Origin of the sequence: Marinovum sp., from assembly GCF_048263515.1 — a bacterium.
In the GTDB taxonomy this organism is placed as follows: domain Bacteria; phylum Pseudomonadota; class Alphaproteobacteria; order Rhodobacterales; family Rhodobacteraceae; genus Marinovum.
Genome location: NZ_JBLXEC010000017.1, coordinates 77790 through 100496, shown reverse-complemented (window position 1 = coordinate 100496; position 22707 = coordinate 77790). Strand labels below are relative to the sequence as shown.

At 67.0% G+C, this 22707-nt stretch carries 8 protein-coding genes; 5 read left to right on the top strand and 3 right to left on the bottom strand.

The genetic code is table 11. The features are described from left to right. Positions 1-260 precede the first annotated feature (260 nt). Genes ACN0SE_RS15375 through ACN0SE_RS15365 form a run of 3 tightly spaced genes read right to left on the bottom strand, consistent with a single transcriptional unit; the run spans position 261 to position 15182 of the window. Positions 261-5126, bottom strand: a complete 4866-nt coding sequence (locus ACN0SE_RS15375; protein ID WP_417525414.1) for a hypothetical protein — start codon at positions 5124-5126, stop codon at positions 261-263. 10 nt (positions 5127-5136) lie between these two features. Beyond that, positions 5137-9048 carry a PEGA domain-containing protein gene (locus ACN0SE_RS15370; protein ID WP_417525413.1) on the bottom strand — a complete coding sequence of 1304 codons (3912 nt, stop codon included), beginning with the start codon at positions 9046-9048 and terminating at the stop codon, positions 5137-5139. Further along, positions 9048-15182 (bottom strand): DUF6531 domain-containing protein, encoded by a 6135-nt coding sequence (locus ACN0SE_RS15365; RefSeq protein ID WP_417525412.1) that lies wholly within the window; start codon positions 15180-15182, stop codon positions 9048-9050. Before ACN0SE_RS15365 ends, ACN0SE_RS15370 begins: the two co-directional genes overlap by 1 nt. Positions 15183-15649: 467 nt before the next feature. On the opposite strand from ACN0SE_RS15365, the gene ACN0SE_RS15360 reads away from it, so the two are divergent. The 5 genes from ACN0SE_RS15360 to ACN0SE_RS15340 all read left to right on the top strand — a co-directional run bounded on the left by ACN0SE_RS15360 (position 15650) and on the right by ACN0SE_RS15340 (position 22647). Then, positions 15650-16609, top strand: coding sequence for a sugar phosphate isomerase/epimerase family protein (locus ACN0SE_RS15360; protein ID WP_417525411.1), 960 nt, complete (start codon positions 15650-15652; stop codon positions 16607-16609). A 628-nt stretch (positions 16610-17237) separates the two neighbouring features. Continuing rightward, the gene (locus tag ACN0SE_RS15355; RefSeq protein WP_417525410.1) at positions 17238-18845 is read left to right on the top strand and encodes an ABC transporter substrate-binding protein; all 1608 of its coding nucleotides are present in this window, start codon (positions 17238-17240) and stop codon (positions 18843-18845) included. 113 nt (positions 18846-18958) lie between these two features. Beyond that, entirely contained in the window at positions 18959-19915 is a 957-nt protein-coding gene (locus ACN0SE_RS15350) for an ABC transporter permease (protein ID WP_417525409.1), read from the top strand. A 12-nt stretch (positions 19916-19927) separates the two neighbouring features. Next, entirely contained in the window at positions 19928-20989 is a 1062-nt protein-coding gene (locus ACN0SE_RS15345) for an ABC transporter permease (RefSeq protein WP_417525408.1), read from the top strand. A gap of 5 nt (positions 20990-20994) precedes the next feature. Continuing rightward, positions 20995-22647, top strand: coding sequence for an ABC transporter ATP-binding protein (locus tag ACN0SE_RS15340; RefSeq protein WP_417525407.1), 1653 nt, complete (start codon positions 20995-20997; stop codon positions 22645-22647). Positions 22648-22707 lie beyond the last annotated feature (60 nt).

Sequence of the window (22707 nt, the reverse complement as noted above, 5' to 3'; positions counted from 1 at the left end):
ATCCACATCAGTGTAAGGGGGTCATTTTTGGACGCCGATCACCCCGTTACGGGGTCAAAATTGCACGCCTGTTCACAACCAATTCCCCCGACATTTGATTGACGCAAGCAATCCGGGATATTGGTCTGTTGTGTCTGTAGCATATTCCTCACCGTTGATGAACACACGATGCCCTTGACCCCTGCCATTCGGGGTCGCCGGTACCTCTGCAACCTGTTATCGCCCCGTCTGCTGGCCGATCTCGACAGGGCAGGGTCCCTTCACTGCACGCCAAGCCGGCTCCAGGACTTCTCGCTCCGGGTCACGGCAACGCGCTTGTCGCCGGCTTTCGTCAGCAGAAGATGCTCGGCGGGAATGATCGGCTCGAGCCCCGAGCCTGGCACCACGTCGCGTGGCAACAGCGGCCGCCCGGTCAGGCGGGACGCGATTTCCGACGCGACAAGCCTGTGGCGGCCGTCACGCACGACAAACCTCCCCGGCGAGACTTCGTGCAGCATCACCGGCCTGTTGTTGCCCGAGGCGGGAAAGCGGCCCTGTTGCAGGATCGTCCGGACATGCCCGTTGATCGTGTCGACAAAGACCTCTGGTTGGGTCGGTTGAAACCGCGTGTCGCCCATGATGCTCCCGAGGTAGTCCTTGTCACCGACCACCAGTTCGCGCTGCGGCAGCCTGCCACCGTTCACGTGCTGCTGTGACCGCCCGGCCTGACGGCTGCCGGCGGGAATTTCGTGCCGGCCGGCCCAGGCCTGCCGTTCACGCAGGGCGAGCCGGTCGCGAAACGCCTGACCGCGGCTCTGCACGATGCTGCGCTCGTGTCTCAGGAAGGTGCGCTCGGCCAGATGCGCGGTCTGGTGTGTGTCGGGAACCATCTCGATCTGATTGTCGACAATCCTGCGGTTGAGGTCCTCGATGCGCAGCCGTTCCGAGGCGAGAAGACCGTCCGGGGACTGGGCGCGTTCTGCCGCCTCGGCGGTCTGAAACTCGCGCTCCGGCGGCAGGTTCGGGTTGCGCCGCTCCTGCGCCGCCGTCGGTCGCGGCGTGCGCGCTGGCGGCGGGGCGCCTTCGAGATTGGTGATCTGTTGCCGTTGATCGGGTGTCAGGCGCAGGGTGTCAGAGCGTTCGGCGACGGCACGCAGCTCGGTCGGCGACATCCGGACCGTTTCACCGGAGCGGGCCATCTGCTGGACCTGTCCCTCTGTCAGGGGCACCGAGGGGGCGCCGTCGGCCGCCAGGCGCTGCTGCTCTGGCGTCAGGCGCAGGGCATCGGTGCGCTCGGCAACGGCGCGCAGTTCGGCCGGAGTCATCCGGATGGTCTCTCCGCTCGCGGCCATCTGGGACATTTGCTCGGGCTCGAGCGCAACGCGATTGGCCTCGGCATTGGCGCGGCGCACCTGATCAGGCCTGTAGCGGGCCTGGTCGGGGGCGCGGTCGGCCGACTCGAAGGGTGACCGTGCACCGCGTTCAGGTGGCGGGGTGGACCGGTCGCCACGCGGCGTCTGGCTGCCCGGTGGCGGCGGGCCGTCACCCGGCGGACGCGACGGCCCTCGGGGCGCTGCGGACCCCGTCTCCGGCGGCAGTTGATCGAAATAGGCCTTGGCCTCGGCCCGTGCCTGCGCCGGGCTCAGGTTGCGGCTCTCAAGGTAGCGGATGACATGCGCCTCGCCCTCGGCCCGCGTCAGGCCGCTGCGGTTCAGATACTCCTGCGGCGGGACTTCGTTGTGGTGGGCTTGGCCGGCAACGCTTTCTTCCAGGGTCAGGCCACGCTCCTTGTCAAAGGCCGCGCGAACCCTTGCGTCCTCTGCCGCGTTGCGCGGGTTGCGCTGCGGTGACATCTCGGCCAGCTGACGTTCATGCGGAGTCAGGCGCTCGTAGTGGGGTTGTGGCTCGATGAGCCTGACAAAGCCGTCCGGACCGACCTGCACCCGGTGCGGCGCGCCGCCCCGTTCGACGAATCGCGCTTCCAGCAGGCTGCGCATCTGCTGCGGGCTGACCCCGGCTTCGCGGGCCAGCGATCGCAGGTGGATGCCCAGGTTGGGGGCGGCGCTTCCTTCTGCCAGTCCGACATCCATCGCCACGTTGGCCAGTTGCGCGGCGGGCGAGGCATGCGGGTTGTGGCCGGTTTCCATGGCACGCTGGAATTGCCTTTGCGGATGGCCGAGAGGATCAGCGCGTTGAAGTCGACGGAAGGTGTCATAGGCCGCACGTCGCTGTGCCGGAGACATGGCGTGCCAGCGACCGCGTGCCACCGACATGTCGTGACTTGCGACAGCGCGACGGCCGAAGAGCGTTTCGACGACAAGGTCGAAGTTTTCGCTGGGCGTGCGCTGGTTCGGCGGTCTGTTTCGCGGCGGCTGCGGGCCGGGATTTCCGTCAAGCGATGCGCCGGACCGCGGGTTGGTGCCACGGGCCGGCTGGTCGACAATCGTGCTGCCGGAGCGTCGGCCTTGCGGCACGTCGACGATGGTGCTGCCGCTGCGACGTCCCTCTGGCGGGCGCGCGCTGTGGCCGCTGCCGGCGCGGCTGCCGCTGGGCCGTCCGCTGGTGCCCTGACCGACCTCGGGCGCCGAATTGGGGGTGACCCTGGCATAACGCCCACCCTGGGCCGAAGGGCGCGGCGGCATCGATTGCGGCCGTGCCCCCGAGGGTGGCGGGGTCCGTCCGCTTCCTCTGGCGGCCGCCGAGAGGCCCGCCCCGGAGCCGATGCCGAGCGTGGCTGCCAGCCGCGGCCCGAAAATACGCACCAGGGTGAAAGCCCCGGTCAATGCGACGGCCAGACCCAGGCAAAGAATGAAGTCGGCCCTTTGGCGGGCGGGGCTTCGGGGGTCCTCCAGCGGGCCGCCGGGCTCGTTCGCCATCCAGGCCGACGCCTGGCTGAGATAGGGCGTGGCGACATGCATGGCCGCACAAACACCGACTGCGATCCCGGCATGGATCAGCAGAGTGACCCATTTGGCGCGCTGCGCCGGCTCGGCGTTGACCACGGCTGTTTCGGACCCGGCGGCACCGCCATGAGCCCCACGGCCCAGGGTCTCGCCGGTGACCGGATCAATGCGCAGCCAGGCAAACCGGGGGCTGTCTGCGATCGTTTGCGCCCGGGGGGGCGCGAGGATGGAATATCCCCGCGACAGATCATCCGCCAGCATGCGGCGCGTCGTCGGATCGAGATCGGCGGCGGCCAGCGCCTCGCTGTCTTCGGCGGTCCTCAGGCCAAGCGCTGCGCCGGCATCCACTGCCGCCACCAGCTGACGGTAGAAGTTCGCGGCATCCCCGCCGCCGGTGCCGAGGTATTCGATCAGGGTGTCGGCGATCCCGAACCGGGCGTGTTTCAGCGCAGCGTCGGGGCCGTCGACAACCAACCCGTTGGACAGGATGTCGAAGCTCTGGCCAAAGCCGGAGGGGCCGGCCTCCGGCAACCCGCCGATCCGCTGGGCGAACATCTGCGGGAAACCGACGTGCACTTGGGTGCCGAGGTCGCGCATGGCGGCCTGTTCGACAAGCGCGCCGCGCAACCTGGCAAACTCCAGCAGGCCGACATTCGGCAGATCAAGGTCGGTGATCAGAGCTTCGATGTCGTGCGAGGGTGCCTCATCACCTTGAGCGTCGAGCAGAATTTCCAGCGTTGTCCGCGCTTCGAGCAGGGCGTCCAGTTCAACCGCGTTCAGGTAATCCGTCTCGATGCGGCCCCCCCAGATCACCGCCTCGTAGGATTGCGACATCTGGCGTTGCAGGTCAGCCAGCGCAGCCTCGGCGTCGAGCCCCGGGTGGTGGCTGGCCAGGACCCGTTGCTCGGTGACCGTATCGCCGGCGGCGTTGGTCAGGCCGATGGTCATGGTAAGCCCGAGCAGACCCTGCGCCAGTTCTGGTGTCTCGGGCTCGGCATCGGCCTCGGCCTCGGGCTCCGGCGGCGGGGTGCCCCCACCCAGAAGACCGCCACCGCCGAACAATCCACCGCCGCCCCCCTCCGAAGGGGGCGGGTCCTCGCTCGGGCACCCGAAGAGGCAGTCAATCGTTCCTCCGATGACATCCATTGCGGAGGGCGGCGCCGCCAGCTCTGGCGGTGGTGCATTGCCGGACAGATCAAACGGCGCGCTGGTCGCGGTGCGGCCGTTGAGCGAGGCCATCAGCGAAAAGGCGGAATGGCCGCCTTCTGGATCGGGCGCGCCTTCTTCGAGGAGCGTCGGGATCACCACGAGCGAGAATTCGTTGACCTGCCGAAACAGCGAGGAAGAGACATCGAGGATCCGTATGGTCCCCGGCGTGCCGTCAGCCCGGATGCGCTCTACCTCGATGACAACCGAGAGTGTCGGCGCCAGATCGAGGGGCAGCCCCTCGGCGTGGACCTCTGCTGCGGTCAGGGCGGCCTGCCCTTCGGGCATCCACCAGGCAGCGGGGTCGAGGTCGCGCCAGTTGTCGCCGGACTGGTGCTGCACCCAGCAATGGGTCTGCTGGACCGGCCGCGCCGGCCTCGTGGCGCCGGCCAGAGCGGCATCGAGCTGCGGCCCGATCAACTCTTCACTGATCGCAAACAGGCTGTCGAGTTCCTGGCTGAACGCGTAGGTCTGAAAGACGCTTTCCGCCACCGCCTCGTCGATCATCTCGTCGGAATACCCCAGCCAATAAAGGTCGTTCTGGTCCTGGAAGCTTGGCAGCTCGAAGGCCGCAGGGGCCGTCAAGGCGGTCGCGGGCAGATGCGCCAGCGCCATGAGCCGCTCCTGCACCTCCGGCGTCATCGGCGCGCTGGCGTAGCGCACCGTCTCGCCTGCCGCGTCCAGCATCTCGCCCAGCAAGAGCGCCTGGTCGCAGGTGTTGCCGGCCAGGTTCATCAGGGTGCCACTGCCGAACCGCAGCAGGCCGGGGTAGGGGTGATAGGCGATCTCGTTCTGAACAAAGTCGAAGAGCGCCCCGGGATCGTCGCCCAAGGCATAGGCCATGGCATCGGGATCGAAAGCGCTGTCATCGACCCGCCGCCGCATGTCATCGATCTGCAGGAACACCGCCGCCAGCGCGGCTTTCGCCTCGTCGCGGTCGGGCGTGGCGGGCTGGGCGGGGAGCGGCGTGGAGGACAGGACCAGGCTTGCGCTGGAAATGGCTGCAACGACGAGGTTCAGCGTTCTTTTGACCATCACTCAGCTCCTGTCAATTCGCAATGAAATCCAAGACTTGTTGAAATATCGGCTCCTGCGGGAACCGCGCGAGCCCCCGCAACGCGACGGCGCGGGCTTCCTCGGGACGACCGCCGTTGGCGGCTTCCACCGCCCAGTTCGCCAGAACCACCCGATGCAGCGCTTCGAGTGATACGTCGGCGCCTGTTATGGCCAGAGCCTTGAGGAGGACCTGTTCTGCCGCGTCGAAATCTCCCGCTTCCATCAGAGCGATGCAGCTGTTGTTGCCGATCACGCGGGCGGCCTCGGCCAGCGCGGCGCCGACGGCTAGGGTGGTTGTCTGCGCGGCGATGAAGTCGAGCGCCGCGGTTGGCCCGTCGCGGTCGGCGATCTGCATCGCCTTTTCCTGGTAGGCCCAGACGAGAAAGTCCTCAGACTGCTGTGTCGGCGCCACCTCGTGCAGGGCCCTGACAGTCGCCAGCGCAGAATCGATGTCGCCGCGCGCGATGGCCTCTTGTGTTTCCGTCAGAAAGGCGGCCTCGACCGCGGTGGCCAGGTCGACCTGGTCGCCGAACTCGTCGTCGAGCTCCCTGAAGCGGGACAGCACCGTGCTGATATGGCCATCTTTGACTGCCGCGAGCGCAAAGGCCTGAAAGGAGGCCGCCAGAATGTTGCCCGCGTCGGCACTGGGCTGCCAACGGTATAGCTGCGCGGCCATCCCCATGGCGCGCTCGAAAGCGCCGGTATCATAGGCCTCGATCGCGGCGTTTGTCAGCAATACCCCCGCAACCTCGAGGATCGTGTCACGGTCACCCGGCTGCGCCCCGATCTCTTTTTTGGTCCAGGCCAGCATGGCGTCGACGCCCTCGGCCTCGAGGATCGCGCGGGCCTCTTCCTGGTAGCTGTAGAGGATGTTTTTCAGGGCCACTTCGTCGCCCGGCTGCCGCTCGCTCAAGCGGCGATAGAGCCGCCGGGCCCCGGCGCGGTCACCGGCTTCCAGACGCGTGAAGGCGACCTGAGCCAGCATCGCGTCGAACAGGCCATCGGCCCCGGGCAAAGGCGGATCAAGGGCCGCGATGTCCTGGTAGAGCAGCAGCGCACCGTCGGTGTCATCCGCGGCCATCAACGCCTTGGCCCAGGCGTCGCCGCTGTAGAGGGCAAGATCGGCGAGGATGCGGTCGGCCGGGCTGAGCTCAAACGCCGCGTAGCTTTCGGCAAAGGCGCGGCCGGGATCACCGAGGTCGATCAGCGCGTCCACAAGGCTGCGCAGTGAGCGATGCAGGGTGTGGCCTCCGAGACGCGGCAGCGCAGCGCCCCGGCCGATGGCGCGCGTCTCCAGCGTCAGCAGGCCGGACGAGGCGAGCCCCTCTTCGGGGGTGTCGAACCCGGGCTCGAACGACAGTCGGACCTCGGCGACGCTGGCCATATCCGAACCGGTGACAGGCAGGACCGCCGTCGCGCTCTCGCTGCCGCGGGTGCAATGAAGTGTCACCGGCCTGTCGTGCAGCACCACGCCGTAGCCCGGCGGCAGATCGCGCGGCGCGCGGATCGGCGGATGATCGAGGCTGGCCAGAGCCAGGCAGCGCAGCCGGGGGTCGTCGGTCACGATCAGCCGGAGGGTCGAGGAGGCGGTGCCATTGCGCAGGTCGACGACGCTCCAGCCCATCCCATCCGGTCGGCTGATGTTCTGAAACCGTCCCTCGGTGAAGTTCAGCAACGGCGGATCGTTCTCCGCCACCAGCGACGCGGCCAGGTGATAGGACACGTCCGGCGCCGGGTCGACGGGCTCCGCCGGCGTGCCACGATTGCCGATCAGATTGACATAGGACTGACCGTAGCCTTCGGGGCGGACCTCGAAGGGGCGCAGCCGGGCCGCGATGTCATTGTCGAGCAAGGTCACGGGTTGGGCGCGATGCGCGCTGACGCCCAGATCGACATCCGCGATCCGGGTCCCGGTCATGAAGAAGGCGGTGTTGGTCAGGTGAACAGCCGTCTTGGCCCCCCGGATTTCGCTTTCAATGACCGAGATATCCGAGGTCTGCGCCGTGATGCCGGTATCGACGTCCGAGATCGAAACCTGCGACAGCGAAACGGAATAGGCCCGGTCAAAAACCAGCGGAACGGATTGCAGATCGAGGTCATGCAGCGCCAGATGTACCGCCGACGTCACCCTGAGCGGCGCTCCGTCCACGCTCTGGAGTGTGCCGCCTCCGGTCAGTGTCAGGTTTGCCCCGGTGATCGGATCGGTGGCAGCATCGATCGTCAGTGTCCCGGGAATTTCGACGATGCCGCGGCCCGCGCCCGCCAGTGCAGCAATCGCCTGCGTCAGGTCGGCGCCGGTGGCGGTGTCGGGCAACCGTTGGGTCCTTGGCTCGCCGGGCTCTTTCACCGGGAGCGGGGACTGGCGGTACGCGTGCTGGCCGAAGGCGTCAAAGAGCGCCTCTTCGAGCATCAAGAGCTGGCCGCGTATCTCAAGGATGCCACGCGTGCCCGAGACCGGCCGTGGAAAGACAATCCGGCCCCGGCTGAAACTGCGCGGCGGATAGGCGACCGTGTCTTCGATCATCGCCTCGATCTCGGTAAAGCCGGGGCCGTTGCCGGTCGCGTCGAGGACATTGATCCGGAAGCCGAAGAAATCCAGCCCGGGGTCGATCTCGATCAGGTCCTCGACGCCGTCAGACGCGACCTCGGTCGACCAGAGCTCGCGGCCATATCGGTCGGTCAGCAGAAAGGCGTAGCGGTGCAGCGTGCTGCCTTCCTGCAGATGATGCAGCCGAAAGGCGCTGCTGCGCATCGGTCGCAAACCTTGCACGCGCATGAATTCGCGTTTTGGATCGCCTTTGAAGTCCCATTGGAAATAGTCGCCGTCCAGCCCGTCGTAGACATGGCGCGGCCAGCGCTGGTCGGATTGGCCGTGACCGAAAATGTGAAAGAGATCGTAGCTCGAGGTCTCGGCTTCCAGGCCCTGCACCTCGGTCAGGGGGATGGGATCGGGGCGCCTGACAAAGAGATGCGTGTCGCCGCCCGGCCGCAACCAGCCTTCGACAATCGTGTCATCGGGGGATCCTGCGGTGCCCGACAGCAGGGTGATCCGCGTGGTGTCAGTCCGTGCGATCGGCTCGACAAAGCCGTCGATCACGGCGTCGTGGGTCGCCATGGCATCGCTGAACGCGCTGAGCGATGTGGCGCCGCCAAGCAGCAGTTCCGCGCCTTCGGTGGCATGAAAGCCGACCAAGCCGCCCTGGGCCGAGACGGCAGAGGCCGTCATGGTGCCATCGCCAGTTGCCAGCAGACCGATGTCGAACCCATCCAGTACCAGGTTCTCGGCCCGGGTCATGGGGTGCAGCGTCAGTCCAGCCCCGCGCACCTCGGTGCCCGGGTGGGGGGCAATGCTGGCCAGCCCCGAGGGGCCGGTGAGGCTGTCACCGGCGTCCGACAGGGCGGGAAGCGGTCGCTCGACGGTGACGACCGGGGCCTCGCCCTGACCGGCGATGGCGAAGACGATCTCGTCGGCATGGCCGGCGCCCGGGGTGCCCTCGATCCGCGCCTGGTCGGTGCCCTGCGGCTGGCGCACGCCCGAGGCATAGAGCAGCGCCTCGCGCAGGGTGATCTCGCCGTCGGCGGCGGGGTCGCGGTCGTCAGCGACGGTGACCGGGATGCGCGCCGGAGCCGGAGCCAGCTTGGCCATGACCGTGCCGGGCAAAGCGGCGAGGTCGAGTTCGCGGGTCCACGTCTCGAAGCCGGGGTGCAGGATGACGAGGTCCGCACTGCCCGATCCGGACGGCAGCATCACCTTGCCGGGCGCAAATCCAAGAAACTCGGTCCCCAGAAAGACGCTGGCCCCCGGCGGATCGCTGTCGACCGCCACTTCGCTGTACGCCTGCGCCGCCACCGAGCCCCCGGCGAGGGAGATGACAAGCGCAGCGATGGCGAGGCGGCGACGCATCAGAAGAGCCCTCCGAGCAATCCGCCGGGTTTTCTCGGCTGCCGGGGGGTCGGTGTCGGCGGGGCAATGGGCGGTTCCGGGGCGGTGCCGGCGGGCTTTGGCGGCGACATATGCCCTGACACGCCCCCCGGTCGCGGAATGCGGTCCGGCTGGCGGGCCTGTTCGCGCGGGGTGGGCACCGGGGCCTGCACCGCCAGCTGGTTGCGGAAGATATACCGCAGGCGATCACCGCGCCGGCCCTGCACCCGGTGGTCGCCGCCGAGGGTGGCGCGCAACAGCCCGTGGGGATCGCCGGGGCTGCCTGAGACCGGGCCGGTGGCATGCTCTCCCCAGGGGACCTCGTCATCCTTCCAGAGACGGGGGAACGACCGGGCAAAGACCTCGTCTGCCTGCAGCCAGCGTTGCGCGATGCCCTCGGGAAGCACGTGGCGCGCATGTCCGACATTGCGCTTGAACGCTGCATTCGCAGCACGGTCGCGCGCTTCTTGTTCGGCGATGTTGCGCTGCAGATCGCTGAGCGCGGCTTGCCGCAGGGCCTCGCGTTCGCGGCGCTGGCGGCGTTGTTCCGGAGTTTCCGGTGGCGACGGCGGGACAGTATAGCTGTCCGGTCCCGGCTGGCGGGCGCGCCGTTTCTCGCCCTGGCCGGGCGGTGTGCCGCCGGCCTGCCGGTTGCGCCTGCCAGGGTCGGCGTCAGCCATACGCCCGTTCAGCTCTTCTTTGAGCTTATTGGGAACCGCGTTAAGCGCATCCTGCCCTGCCGTGACAAAGCCTCGGGCCGCGTCGCCGTCGGTGTTGGTCTGCATCGACCCGCTGCTCTGAGCGCCGGTGGCATCGCGATAGGTGAAGGGATCCCCCTGCGCGTAGAGATAGGGATGGACCGAGGCCAGCGGCCCGAGCGGTTCCGGCGCGAGGAACTGGGCGAGTTCAGGCAGATAGGCCCGGTAAGGCGTCAGGTAGAGCGCCTGTCGCGGATCGAAGAGCATGCCGTGGAACAAGGGGCGCGGCATCTCGGGGGGCAGGGCGCTGAAACTGCCGTCGAGGATCCGGCCAAAGGGCGAGAGATAGGTCCGTTCGGTGATCGTCCCGTCGCCGTTGACTGCCGCAATCGGCGCGCCGCCGTAGTCGAGCGCCAGAAGCTCCGTCGTGCCACCTACGTGACGCGCGATCAGCAGGCCGTTGGCGTCGGCGATGTATGTCACCGGCCCCTGATCTCCGCCATGCACTTCGGCAATGGTTCCGCCGTCGTAGAGGATGTCATGGCGCAGGCCGGCGCCGGTCAGAGAGACAACCCGGCCCTGTGCGTCGCGCAGATATCGGCTTTCGGTGCCGCCGGTCTCGGCGCCGCTCACCTGACCAAAGGCATCGCGCCGGAAGCTCCGCTCGGTCATGCCAAGCACCCGTCCGTCGGGGTCCAGCGCCGCCGCATGCGTCATCTCGCCATGCCCGGGCAGCATCGTCTCGCCAGAGGTGCCGAGCGGCGAACCCAGGGCGTCATAGGCGAACCGGTCCGCCGACATCCAGTCAGGGCCCGGCACAAAGGCGGCCGTCAGCCGTCCGGCGGTATCATGCGCGAACGGTCTGACCTCGTCGCTGATCGGATCATGGATGCCGCGCACGCGGCCGGTGTCGATCTGAAGCGACTGGAGTACCATCCCGTTGACCGCGACGGAAAAGCGACCGTCCCGAGCCTGGGCCGCCGGATAGGCATAGGTGATCTCTGCCGTGCCCAACGCAGCACGGGTGAGGGCGCCGGAGCCGTCGTAGGTGAGGCTCAGCACATCGTCGTTGACCGACAGCTCAACCTGGTCTTCATCCGGATAGTGGAAGGTCAGGGCAAGTCCCGACGGCAGCACACGCTCGACCAACCGGCCCCGGTCATCGAGGCGCCGGGTCAGGTGATAGCGCGCACCGTCCGGCAGCGTCAGGGTCTCGCGGGTCGCGGACCCGTCGCCGAATTCTCGCTGCCACCTGACGCCATCGCGGCTGTGTGCGATCATCCGACCAAGCGCGTCCCGCTCGAAATCAAGCGTTTGCACGGCCTCACCCAGTTGAGCGGTCCGGCTGATGAGGTTGCCGAAAACATCCTGACGGTCGCGGAGGATCGCCCCACGGCCGTCGATGGTGACGACCTCACCCCCGTCACGGGCAATCTGACGGGGTGAGAAACCGTAGAAATGCAGCGAGGTGGGTGTGTCTGCCGCGTCGAAGCTTGCGCCGAAATATTCGATGCCGTTCCGCGCCAGCGAGGCCATCTGCCCGGTCGGCGTGTATCTGATCTGCCATTCGGCCCCGTCCTGCAGCTTGAACCGCGTCAGCCGGCCGTCGACCCCGATGTCGAGATCGGAGAGCGCATAAGCCGTCAGGGCAGGGGCGGCGCGACCGGGCGGCCCGCTCCAGATCGCGGCCTCGCCCAGCGCCTGCGCGACCCCCAGCGTCGCATCGCCGGGATCGATCAGCAGGTCTTCGAGCAGCCTGCCGTCGGCCGAAAAGCTCTGTTGGCGGACCGGCAGCCCGGCGGCATGGTCAAAGCTGGTGCGGGTGCCGTCGTGGAACAGCGTCTCGATCCGTCGTCCGTCGCGGTCGTGGCGGTGGGTCAGCCACCATCCCTCGCCTTCCTCGCGCACCAGCGCCCCCAGGACGTCATAGGCAAATCGCCGTTCCGGCCGGTCCGGCAGGCGCTCGGCGATTGTCCTGCCTAGGGGGTCTTGGTCACGCTCCCAGCGCCCGGCCGGGTCCTCCATGGCGATCAGGCGGCCAAAGGCGTCGTGGACGTAATGCTCTTCGACGGGCTCGCCTTCGGCGCGAAAAAGCCGGCGCGTCTTGAGCCGGCCAAAGGCATCATAAGCGTACTCGGCCCGCCGCGCGCCGTTCAGGTCTTCTGCGATCACCCTGTCGGCGCCGTCATGGTGGAATTGGCGTTCGGTACCGTCGGCCCCGAGGCTTCGGACCATGCGCCCGTCGGCGTCCCACTCGAACCCGGTAAAGACGCCATCCCCCTGCTGCGCGCCGATCAGCCGACCGGCGTCGTCCCAGTCATAACGTGCGATGGTCCAGGCGCTGCCATCCTGAAGGTGATCCGTCACCTCCTGCAGGGCGCCCGATGTGTCATAGGCATAAGTGCGGCGGGCCGTTCCCGGCAGGCGCATCTCGGCCAGAGACCCGTCCTCGTTCCAGCTGTACTCGATCCGCCGGGTGGTGCCGTCTGCGCCTTTCCGCTCTTCGCTCACGATCCGCCCGAGACTGCCGCCGCCGTCGCTCTCGTAGTCGAAGACGCGCTGCATCTGCAGCGCCGGGGCGGCCTCGGCCAAGGTCGGCACGGTGCCCGAGAACGGCCCGTAGATCGCCCGCAACTGGCCGAAGCGCGGCTCCGACTGATAGAGCCACAGCCTGTCTGTCGCCCCGGTCTGCGTCTCGGCGGGTGTTTCGCGCAACACGCTGACATCCGGATCGGAGCCGGGCAGGATCTCGATCCGCGATCCATCCGCGAACTGCTGCCCGCTCCGCCGCCCTTCTGCGTCATACAGAAACAGCGTCTCCAGAAGGGTCTCGTCCGGGAGGACATAGCTGGTGCCAAGGTGCCGTCCGTCCGGGGCAAAGACATGCTCTTCGGTGGCGCGCCCCGGGGCCTGTAGGGTGGTGGCAAAGGTCTCCTGCTCCGGGTCCGCGCCCCGCCGATAGGCGAAGGTTTCGACAAGCGTGTCGGTCTGCTGCCAGATCACCCGGTCGAAATCGAGCGCCTCGGGGTCCGCGCCGTATTGCAGCCGGATCACGCCCCAGCCGCCACCGCTGCCGGGCGACAGCCTGATCTCGGTCAGGTTGTGGCGCAGCGCGGCCTCGGCCGCCTCATCAACCGCGGCATATCCAAACCGGGTTTCCGCAAGCGTGTCGCCGGTGACCGCCGAGACCTGCGCGACCCGCGTCAGGTTGCCTTGGGCGTCATGGTCGAAGTGCACCGCGCGGCCATCGGGCGCTGTCACCCCGACAAGGTAGCCGCGATTGCTGTCATAGCTGTACCGCGCCTGCCGCCCGGCGGGATCGGTCACACGGACAAGTCGCCCGAGCAGATCGTAGTCCATCGACATCCGCGCCCCGGTCGGGTCTTCGATGGCCTCCAGATACGAGCGGTCGGGATCTTCGGTCACCGGCTGGAAGTCGTAGACCCGGCCCGAGGGAAAGGTGATCCGGCGCCGGGTCTCGCCGATGTCGAGCCGCGATCCGTCGGCAGTTGCAAAGCTGCCATCGCCCGACGCCACATAAAGCGCATGCGCGCCGTTTTCGTCGCGCAGCCGCCAGCCCTCTCTGTCGCGGGTCAGGGCGAGCTGATAATTGTGCGTCCAGCCATGGCCCAGGCTTGTGTGGTTCAGCGACTGGCTGCGGTATGTGCGTTGGAACCGCCAGCCCAGGCCCAGCGGCGCCGGCCCTTCGAGATCGGTGGCGGTCTCGATGAACTCGCCACTGGCCAGGATCACCGGGTCGCTGCTGACGGCGGTCTCGCCGCTTTCGGCGTCGCGGTTTCGCGGCGTGCCATCGCCCGGGACGCTCCGGTCGCTGGTGTCATAGGCAATCTGGGCGAAATCACGGGTGGCGCCGATGTTCTCGCGCGCAATCGCACGGGCCTCTTCCTCGGTAATCCGGGTAAAGACCGCGGGGCGGATGTCGTCGGCGGCATCCGAGGCAACACATTCATGCGGGCGGTCGCTGTAATCGCCGGCGGCCCGCATGATGGAGATCAGGTGGTTGACCCAGGCGATATTGCCGACAATCCCGGGCGACCCCGGCGGCAGGCCGAGCCGCGCATGGGCCCGGTCGCTGCGGGTGGTGTAGCTTGCAAAGGTCACCGGGCCGGAAATCGCCGTCGCCTTGCCGGCCGGGTCGTAATTGATGTGAAAGGCGTATTGCCCCCATTGATCGGGGCAATCCTCATCGCGAATGAGATAGGTGCCGCCCGCGATCTGCACCGGATGGCTTTCGTAGAACCGGCGGCGCGGGCTGTCGGGATTGTCGGGATCGAGCGGTCGAAGTGCTGAATAGGCCCGGTTGGCAAAGGCGCCGCGCGCAAGGACCGTGTGGATATCGTATCCCTTGCGCGCCTGATCGACCGTCGGCGCCCGCATGATCGCCTCGAAGGAGCCGCCCTGCTGGACAATCTGAACGACACCGCCATCGTGGGCATAGAAGGTGGGCCCCGCGTCGGCCAGATTTGCCGGTCGGACCGTGACGGTTCTCAACTCGCGGTGGCGCCGGCCGTTGCGGGTGATCACACGCAGCTCGAAACGGTAGGTGCCGGGCTCGGTCAGGGTGAGGCGCAGGTGGCCCTCGGCGCGGCCGGTGATGGCCTGGGTCCCCAGAATCTCGCGCCCGTCCTGCAGGACGCCGGCGCGCTGGACATCGCCCCGCGGGACATTGGCCCGGAGCGTCACTTCGACCGGCGCCACACCACTGGCGGGCGCCACGGTGAACCGCAGCCGCGCCTGTTCAGCGACCGTGATCACCCGCAGCGCCCGTGCGCGGTTGCCGCGATCCCCCCGAATGTCGAGACGCGCCGCATAGCGCCCCGGCCGGGCATAGCTGTGGGTCACCGTTTCATGCGGCATGACCCATATCGCTTGACCGTCGCCAAAGCTGAGCCGGCCCCTGCGCGCGGTAAAGGGCAACGTGGCGCCACCGATCTTGAAGGTCACCTCATGCGGGGCATCGCCGGTCACCGGCGTGGCCGTCAGCAACTCAGAAGGATCGGCCGGGGTCGCTGGCAGGACCGTGATCCTTGTGCGGGTGGTCAACCGCTGGCCGTCGTCCGTCAGCATGGTGAGCCTGGCCGAATAGGTGCCCGGCGTTCCATAGGAATGGCGCGGTCGCGGCCGGAACCAGCCACGGCCGGTGTGCAGCACGATCGCGCCGGAGCCGTCGCCGGGATCGATCTCGACCCGGGCGATCTTGCCGGCCGGATAGGTGCGGGCGAGCGGCCTGAACTGCACGGTCAGGGGCGCATCGCCGCGCCGGACATCCGTGCTCAGGCGAAGCGCCGAGCCGACCTCGGCAAGCGCGGGAAGGGCGAGGAGCAGGGCGAGGCAACAGGCCGCCGTGGCTATCAGACGGACAAGGGCAGTTCGGTCGAGGGGTATGCGTAAAGGCATAAAAGCCACTCTGTGGCGCCTGAATAGCGCTTGCCCAATCTACCTGAAATGCCGATTCGGGACAAATTGGCGGCCCGAGCCGGCGCGCTGCGGAGGTCGTGGAACTCTCAGCTCTGGGCGGTGGCATTCGTCAACTTGCGCGCCTGACGGGAGGGGCCCGGGGCGTCGGATTTCGGCGAAGTGACTGGATTGGCTGGCTTTCTGCAAGGGCCAGGTCTCCCGAGTTCCTTGGTCCGGTTTCACCCTTCACTGACGGCTGGCGACCGGGTGAGTTGGCCCCCGCTCGTCTGGCGCATTCACAGGCCGCCTGTCCCCGTTAGCCTTCTGGCAACCATTCCGGGCCATGCTGCGCAGGTCGCATCAATGAGCGCGGCGCAGGGCGTTGACATGCGGTCGGGGCCGGGCCGCGTGTGGAGCCTTGGAATGATTTCAGATGAACCGCGCAGCGCACCCATGGGGGCGCGCGCATGAAGCTGGGCTGTGTGTCGGATTGCATGGCGGATCTCTCGCGCGACGCCATGCTAGACCGGGCGGCGGCGCTCGGGCTCAAGGGTGTCGAGGTAACGACGGGCGGCTGGTCGCAGGCGCCCCATGTCGATCTGGCCGAGCTGAAGGGCAACCCCAAGGCGCGGCGTCGGTTTCGCCGCGCATTCGAGAGCCGGGGACTGGAGATCGTCAGTCTGAATGCCAGCGGCAACCCGCTGCATCCCACCGACCGGGCGCAGGGCGATTGCCTGCTCGATACCATTCGGCTGGCCGGCGAGATGGGGATCGGCACGGTCTGCACCATGTCGGGCCTGCCCGCCGGCACCGCCACCGACACCATGCCCAACTGGGTGGTCTCGTCCTGGCCGCCGGAGACGCAGGATATCCTGCGGTTCCAGTGGGATGAGGTGCTTCTGCCCTTCTGGGAGGCGGCGGTCGCCGTCGCCCGCGACAGCGGTGTGCGGCAGATCGCTCTGGGGCTGCACGGCAACCAATGTGTCTACAACGTTCCCAGCCTGCTGAAGCTGCGCGAACTGGTCGGGCCGATGCTGGGCGCCAGCCTCGATCCCGGGCAACTGGCCTGGATGGGGGCCGATCCGCTGGTCGCGGCCGAGGCGCTGGGCGAGGCGATCCACCATGTGCATGCGGGCGACGTGATGCTCAACGCGTCGGTGCTGGCCACCACCTCGCGGCTGGAGACCGGTGCGCTGGGCGATGTGCCGGCGCGAGCCTGGTCTCCGGTGACGCCGGGCTATGGCCATGGCGCGGATTGGTGGCGGCAGTTCTGCTACCGGCTGCGGATGGCGGGCTATGACGGCTGGCTCAGCATCCAGCCACAGGACCGGTTGATCGACGCGGGCGAGGGGCTCGAGTCCGCGGTGACGCTGTTGCGCTCGGTGATGCCAGCGGTGCCCTGCGAGTGGCTGCCGGACGACGACTGACCGCGGCAGAGGTCGGATTCGGCCGCCAAACCTTCGGTTTTCGGCCCGGGATCCGCCGGTCTCGCCCGCACACTCGGGGGCGATGACAGGGAAAGTGATACCATCTAGGCAGCTGCGGCCAGCAGGCGTCGGGGCCAGGGCCGCGCCCGCCGAAGGGCACCGGCGCGCCCTCTCCGACGAGCCCGCGCTGCGCTTCGGCCGTGGCGCGGCACCGGGCCGCTTGGTTGCAAGCCGGTGCTCGGCGTGCGAAAACGACATTTCTGTCGTTTCCGGTTCATTTCGCGCAGGCTGGCCCCGGGGCCTGTCTGCGAAAAAGACAAGAGATTTCGAGAATTTGAGTGGATTAGCGCCGGTGATCATGTTTCGATGGAGGTGTCGTTTTCGCACAAGCGAACGTCGCACCGGAGACCGGCCCGCGTGGCACAAAGGCCGGCGTGATGATGCGCGCGCCTGGGCGGATGCCACGCAGGGAAACAGGAAAAAGCATTTCGGAATGCGTCGACCGACCGACCTGTTCTGCCGCCACGGCGGCCCGACAGCCAAGACCTCGGTCGATGGCCCCGCAGGGGGCCACGGCATGACCCGCCGCAAACGGCGGGCCCTCGCATGACAACAGGGAGAACACACCATGCGTAACAAAAAAGACCAAAGCCTGATGGACCGGCTGACGCACGAGGCGCGCCTCGGTCGCCTGTCGCGGCGCGACTTCATGCGCCATTCGGCCGCCGCCGGCGTGACCGCCGCTGCCGCCACCGGTCTCTGGACCACCGAGGCCAAGGCGCAGCCCAAATCCGGCGGCACCTTCCGGGTGGGCATCCATGACAACAACTCGTCCGACACCCACAATCCCGGCACCTATCTGTCGATCCAGCAGATCTTCCTGGCCCACACCCACCGCGCCTATCTGACGCTGATCAACACCGATCAGACCCTGGGCGGCGACGTGGCGGAAGAGTGGACCGGCTCCGAGGATGCTTCGGAATGGACCTTCAAGATCCGCGACAACGTCACCTTCCACGACGGCCGCAAATGTACCGCCGATGACGTAATCGCCTCGATGAACTTCCACCGCGGCGAAAACTCCACCTCGGCGGCCAAGGCACTGCTCGCGGATGTCGAGGACATCACCAAGACCGACGATCTGACCGTCGTCTTCAAGCTGACCGGCCCGAACGCCGACCTGCCCTGGCTGATGACCGACTATCACCTGACGATCCAGCCGGCGACCGAGGACGGCATCGACTGGCAGAGCGGCATCGGCTGCGGCCCCTACAAGATCGTCGATGGCGAGTTCGGCGTCGGCTTCAAGCTCGAGCGGCATGACGACTGGCACGGCGAAGGCGCCTATTTCGACGCGGTCGAGATGATCGCGATCAACGATCCCAACGCCCGCCAGACCGCCCTAGTCACCGGCGATGTCGACGCGGTCTCGGCCATCGACCTCAAGACCATGGCGCTGATGCAGCGCAATCCGCAGCTGATCGTGGAAAACGTGCCCTCGGCCTCGGCGATCACCATGCCGATGCATTGCAACACCGCGCCGTTCGACAATGTCGACGTGCGCATGGCGCTGAAACTGGCGATGAACCGCGAGGAGATCGTCGAAAAGATCGCCTTTGGCGCCGGCACGCCCGGCAACGATTTCCACCACTCGCCGGCGCAGCCCTATTACCCCGAGGGGCTCGACCAGCTCAGCTACGACCCCGACAAGGCCAAGGCGCTGCTCAAGAAGGCCGGTCACGAGAACCTCAAGATCAACCTGTCCTCGGCGGAATCGATATTCTCGGGCGCGGTCGACATGTGCGTGCTCTACTCCGAGCAGGCCAAGGCGGCGGGCATCGACATCACCGTCGTGCGCGAGCCCAACGATGGCTATTACTCGGACGTCTGGCTGAAAAAGCCGTTCTGCGCCGTGGCCTGGGGCGCGCGTCCGACACCGGACGTGATGTACACCCTGGCCTACAAGAACGACGCGGCCTGGAACGAGAGCTTCTGGGACAACGAGCGCTTCAACGAGCTGTTGCTGCAGGGCAAGTCCGAGCTGGACGATGCCAAGCGCTCCGAGATCTACCGCGAGATGGCCGAGATCGCCCGCGACGATGGCGGCACGATCATCCCGTTCTTCCGGAACTTCGTCTACGGCCGCCGGTCCAACGTCCAGAACAGCGGCGAACTGGCCGCGAGCTGGGAAATGGACGGCTGCCGCGCCGCCAGCCGCTGGTGGTTCGACGGCTGAGCCGACCCTGACAGAGGTGGTGGCCCGGGCGCGTCCCGGGCCATCGCACCGGCCCCTGACCGGGCCCAAAGACCCACGCCTGGCGCGGGATAAAAAGCAAAGGGAGAGCCTCAATGGGGGACATTCTGAGCCTCGTCCTGAAGCGTCTGGGCTTTGGCCTCATCACGCTTCTGGTCATATCCGTCATCATCTTCTTCATGGTCGAACTGCTGCCCGGTGACATCGCCGAAGCGGTTCTGGGCCAGGGTGCCACGCCAGAGAACCTGGCCGCCCTGCGCGAGGAGATGGGACTGAACAAACCCGCCTTCGTGCGCTATTTCGAATGGCTGGGCGGTGCCGTCGTCGGCGATTTCGGCAATTCGGTCGTGTCCGGCGAACGTGTCAGCTCGATCATCACCGAGCGTTTCGTCAACACGCTGTTTCTCGCGGCCTATGCCGCGGTGATCGCCGTGCCCTTTGCCATCACCCTGGGCGTGATCGTGGCGCTTCTGCGCAACACCCTGTTCGACCGGGTCGCAAACGTGCTGACGCTGACCTCGATCTCTAGCCCGGAGTTCTTTCTCGGCTACATCCTGATCCTCTATCTCTCGGTCAAGACCGGCATGTTCCCGGCGATCGCCAGCCTGCGCGCCGACATGTCCTTTCTCGACCTGCTGCACCGCACCTTCCTGCCGGCGCTGACGCTGGTCCTGGTGGTCACCGCGCACATGATGCGGATGACCCGGGCGGCGATCATCAACCTGCTGGCCTCGCCCTACATCGAGATGGCGCGGCTGAAAGGCACGCCGCCCTGGAAGGTGATCGTGAAACACGCGCTGCCCAATGCCTGGGCGCCGATCATCAACGTCATCGCGCTGAACCTGGCCTACCTGATTACCGGCGTGGTGCTGGTCGAGGTGGTCTTTGTCTATCCCGGCATCGGCCAGGCGCTGGTCGACGCGGTGTCGAAGCGTGACTTCCCCATCGTTCAGGCCTGCTGCCTGATCTTCGCGGCGACCTTCATCCTGCTCAATCTGGCAGCCGATGTCGGCGCAATCCTCACAAATCCGCGCCTGCGGCATCCGAAGTAAGGGAGAGAGACCATGAGCGTATTCGTCATTCTCTACTTCGCCTGCCTGATCATCGCATCATGTCTGGCGGCGTTCTACGAAAAGCGGGGGCCCTTCATCCTGCTGTTCTCGCTGACTTTGATCAGCTTCATCCTGGGCATCGTCGGCGGCACCGGCGCGCTGCGCTTCGTCGCCACCGCGGCGGCGGCGCTGGCATTCGCGGCGGGGGTGTCCTACAGCTTCCGCGAATTCCTCGTGCTGCTGGTGCCCACCAACCTCGGCAAGGAGCTCAAGACCGCGCCGCTGACCGCGGCCTTCGGCATGTTCGTGATCTTCACCTATGCCATCGCCGCGATCTTCGCGCCCTGGATCGCGCCCTTCGGCGAGAGCGAGGTCATCGCCTCGTCCTTTGCCCCGGCGGACGAGAACATGCTGCTGGGCGCCGATCAGCTGGGCCGCGACATGTTCAGCCGGATCATTTACGGCGCGCGCAACTCGGTCGGGCTGGCGCTGGCGGCGACGATTGCCGCCTTTGCGCTTGGCGCGATCGGCGGTCTGCTGGCCGCCACCAAGGGCGGCTGGTTTGACCAGGCCATGGGGCGCTTTGCCGATGTGATCATGTCGATCCCCTCGCTGATCTTTGCCCTGCTGATGCTGTCGATCTTCGGGCCGCACGTCTATGTCATCATCATTGCCGTCGCGATCATCTATGCGCCGCGGGTCTTCCGCCTGACGCGGGCGGTGGCTGGCAACGTGGTGGTGATGGATTATATCGAGGCGGCGAAGCTGCGCGGCGAAAAGGACAGCTACCTGATCCGCAAGGAAATCCTGCCCAATTCCACCGCGCCACTGATCGCCGAATTCGGGCTCGAGTTCTGCTTTGTCTTCCTGCTGGTGGCGGGCCTGTCGTTCCTGGGCCTCGGCATCCAGCCGCCGACCGCGGACTGGGGCTCGATGGTGCGGGAAAACGCCACGCTGATCTCGTTCGGGGACATCACCCCGCTGATCCCGGCGGCGGCGATCGCCCTGCTGACCGTGGCGGTCAACTTCGTTGTCGACTGGATGCTGTTCCGGTCCTCCGGACTGAAGGAGTAAGCTAGATGGTACACGACAAATCCGTTCTGCTCGAGATCAAGGACCTCAAGATCGAGGGCTACACCGGCGAGACCTGGGTGCCGATCATCAAGGGCGTCGACCTGACCCTGCACCGCGGCGAGGTGATGGGGCTGATCGGCGAATCCGGGGCCGGCAAGTCCACCATCGGCGCCGCCGCCATGGGCTATGCCCGCGACGGCACCCGCATTGTCGAAGGCTCGAAGATCGAGTTCGACGGCATGGAGCTGACCACCGCCACCGAGGGCGAGCGGCGCGCTTTGAGGGGCAGCCGTATCGCCTATGTGGCGCAGTCGGCGGCCGCCAGCTTCAACCCGGCGCACAAGATCATCGACCAGCACACCGAGGCGCCGCTGCACTACCGCATCCAGAAGCGGATCGAGGCGCAGGAAGACGCGATGGACCTCTACGAGCGTCTGCGCCTGCCCAACCCCAAGGAGATCGGCTTTCGCTATCCCCACCAGGTGTCCGGCGGGCAGTTGCAGCGGGCGATGACGGCGATGGCGATGTCGTGCCGGCCGGACCTGATCATCTTTGACGAGCCGACGACGGCGCTCGACGTGACCACCCAGATCGAGGTTCTGGCGGCGATCCGTGACATCGTCGACCAGTTCAACACCGCCGCGATCTACATCACCCATGACCTCGCCGTGGTGGCGCAGATGGCCGATACCATCAAGGTGCTGCTCAAGGGCGAAGAGGTCGAGCAGCAGCCGACCGAAGAGATGCTGGACAATCCGCAGGAGGATTACACCAAGTCGCTCTGGGCGGTGCGCAGCTTCGAGCGGCCGCAGAAGCCGCGGCCCAAGGGCGAGACGCCGCTGATCTCGGTGCAGAACGTCGACGCCTCCTATACCGGCGGCGTCAAGGTGCTCGATGACGTGTCCTTCGACATCTACAAGGGCATGACCGTCGCCGTGGTGGGCGAAAGCGGCTCTGGCAAATCGACCACCGCCCGGGTGATCACAGGTCTGCTGCCGCCGTCGAACGGCCAGGTGCTGTTTCAGGGCGAGCCGCTGCCGCCGCGCTATCAGGACCGCTCCAAGGACCAGCTGCGCCAGGCGCAGATGATCTATCAGATGGCCGATACGGCGCTGAACCCCAAGGTGCGGATCTCCGAGATCATCGGCCGGCCGGCGCAGTTCTATTCCTGCCTGTCGGGCGCTGATCTGAAGCACCGGGTGGACGAGCTGCTCGACCTGATCGAGCTCGATCCGTCGAAGTACTACAACCGTTATCCGCCAGAGCTGTCAGGCGGCCAGAAGCAGCGCATCGGCATCGCCAGGGCGCTGGCGGCAGAGCCCACCTTCATCATCTGCGACGAGGTCACCTCGGCGCTCGATCAGCTGGTGGCCGAGGGCATTCTCAAGCTGCTCGACCGGCTGCAGAACGAGCTCGACCTGGCCTACATGTTCATCACCCACGACCTCGCGACCGTGCGTTCGATCGCCGACGAGGTGGTGGTGATGCAATACGGCAAGGTGGTGGAGCAGGGGCCCAAGGACGAGATGTTCACCCCGCCGCACCATCCCTACACCGACCTGCTGCTCAGCTCGGTGCCCGAGATGGACCCGAACTGGCTGACCACGCTGCTCGAAGAGCGGGGTGTCGACAACGTGGGTGAAGCGGCCGACGTCTGACGCCATGCGCGACGCGCGCCCCGGACCTGATCCGGGGCCTCCACGGCAGACGCGTCCTTG

Bases quoted from the DNA above. Each gene is read 5' to 3' on its own strand.
- ACN0SE_RS15370 (WP_417525413.1), bottom strand. From the start codon at position 9,048: ATGCGTCGCCGCCTCGCCATCGCTGCGCTTGTCATCTCCCTCGCCGGG.
- ACN0SE_RS15365 (WP_417525412.1), bottom strand. From the start codon at position 15,182: ATGCCTTTACGCATACCCCTCGACCGAACTGCCCTTGTCCGTCTGATA.
- ACN0SE_RS15360 (WP_417525411.1), top strand. From the start codon at position 15,650: ATGAAGCTGGGCTGTGTGTCGGATTGCATGGCGGATCTCTCGCGCGAC.
- ACN0SE_RS15355 (WP_417525410.1), top strand. From the start codon at position 17,238: ATGCGTAACAAAAAAGACCAAAGCCTGATGGACCGGCTGACGCACGAG.
- ACN0SE_RS15350 (WP_417525409.1), top strand. From the start codon at position 18,959: ATGGGGGACATTCTGAGCCTCGTCCTGAAGCGTCTGGGCTTTGGCCTC.
- ACN0SE_RS15345 (WP_417525408.1), top strand. From the start codon at position 19,928: ATGAGCGTATTCGTCATTCTCTACTTCGCCTGCCTGATCATCGCATCA.
- ACN0SE_RS15340 (WP_417525407.1), top strand. From the start codon at position 20,995: ATGGTACACGACAAATCCGTTCTGCTCGAGATCAAGGACCTCAAGATC.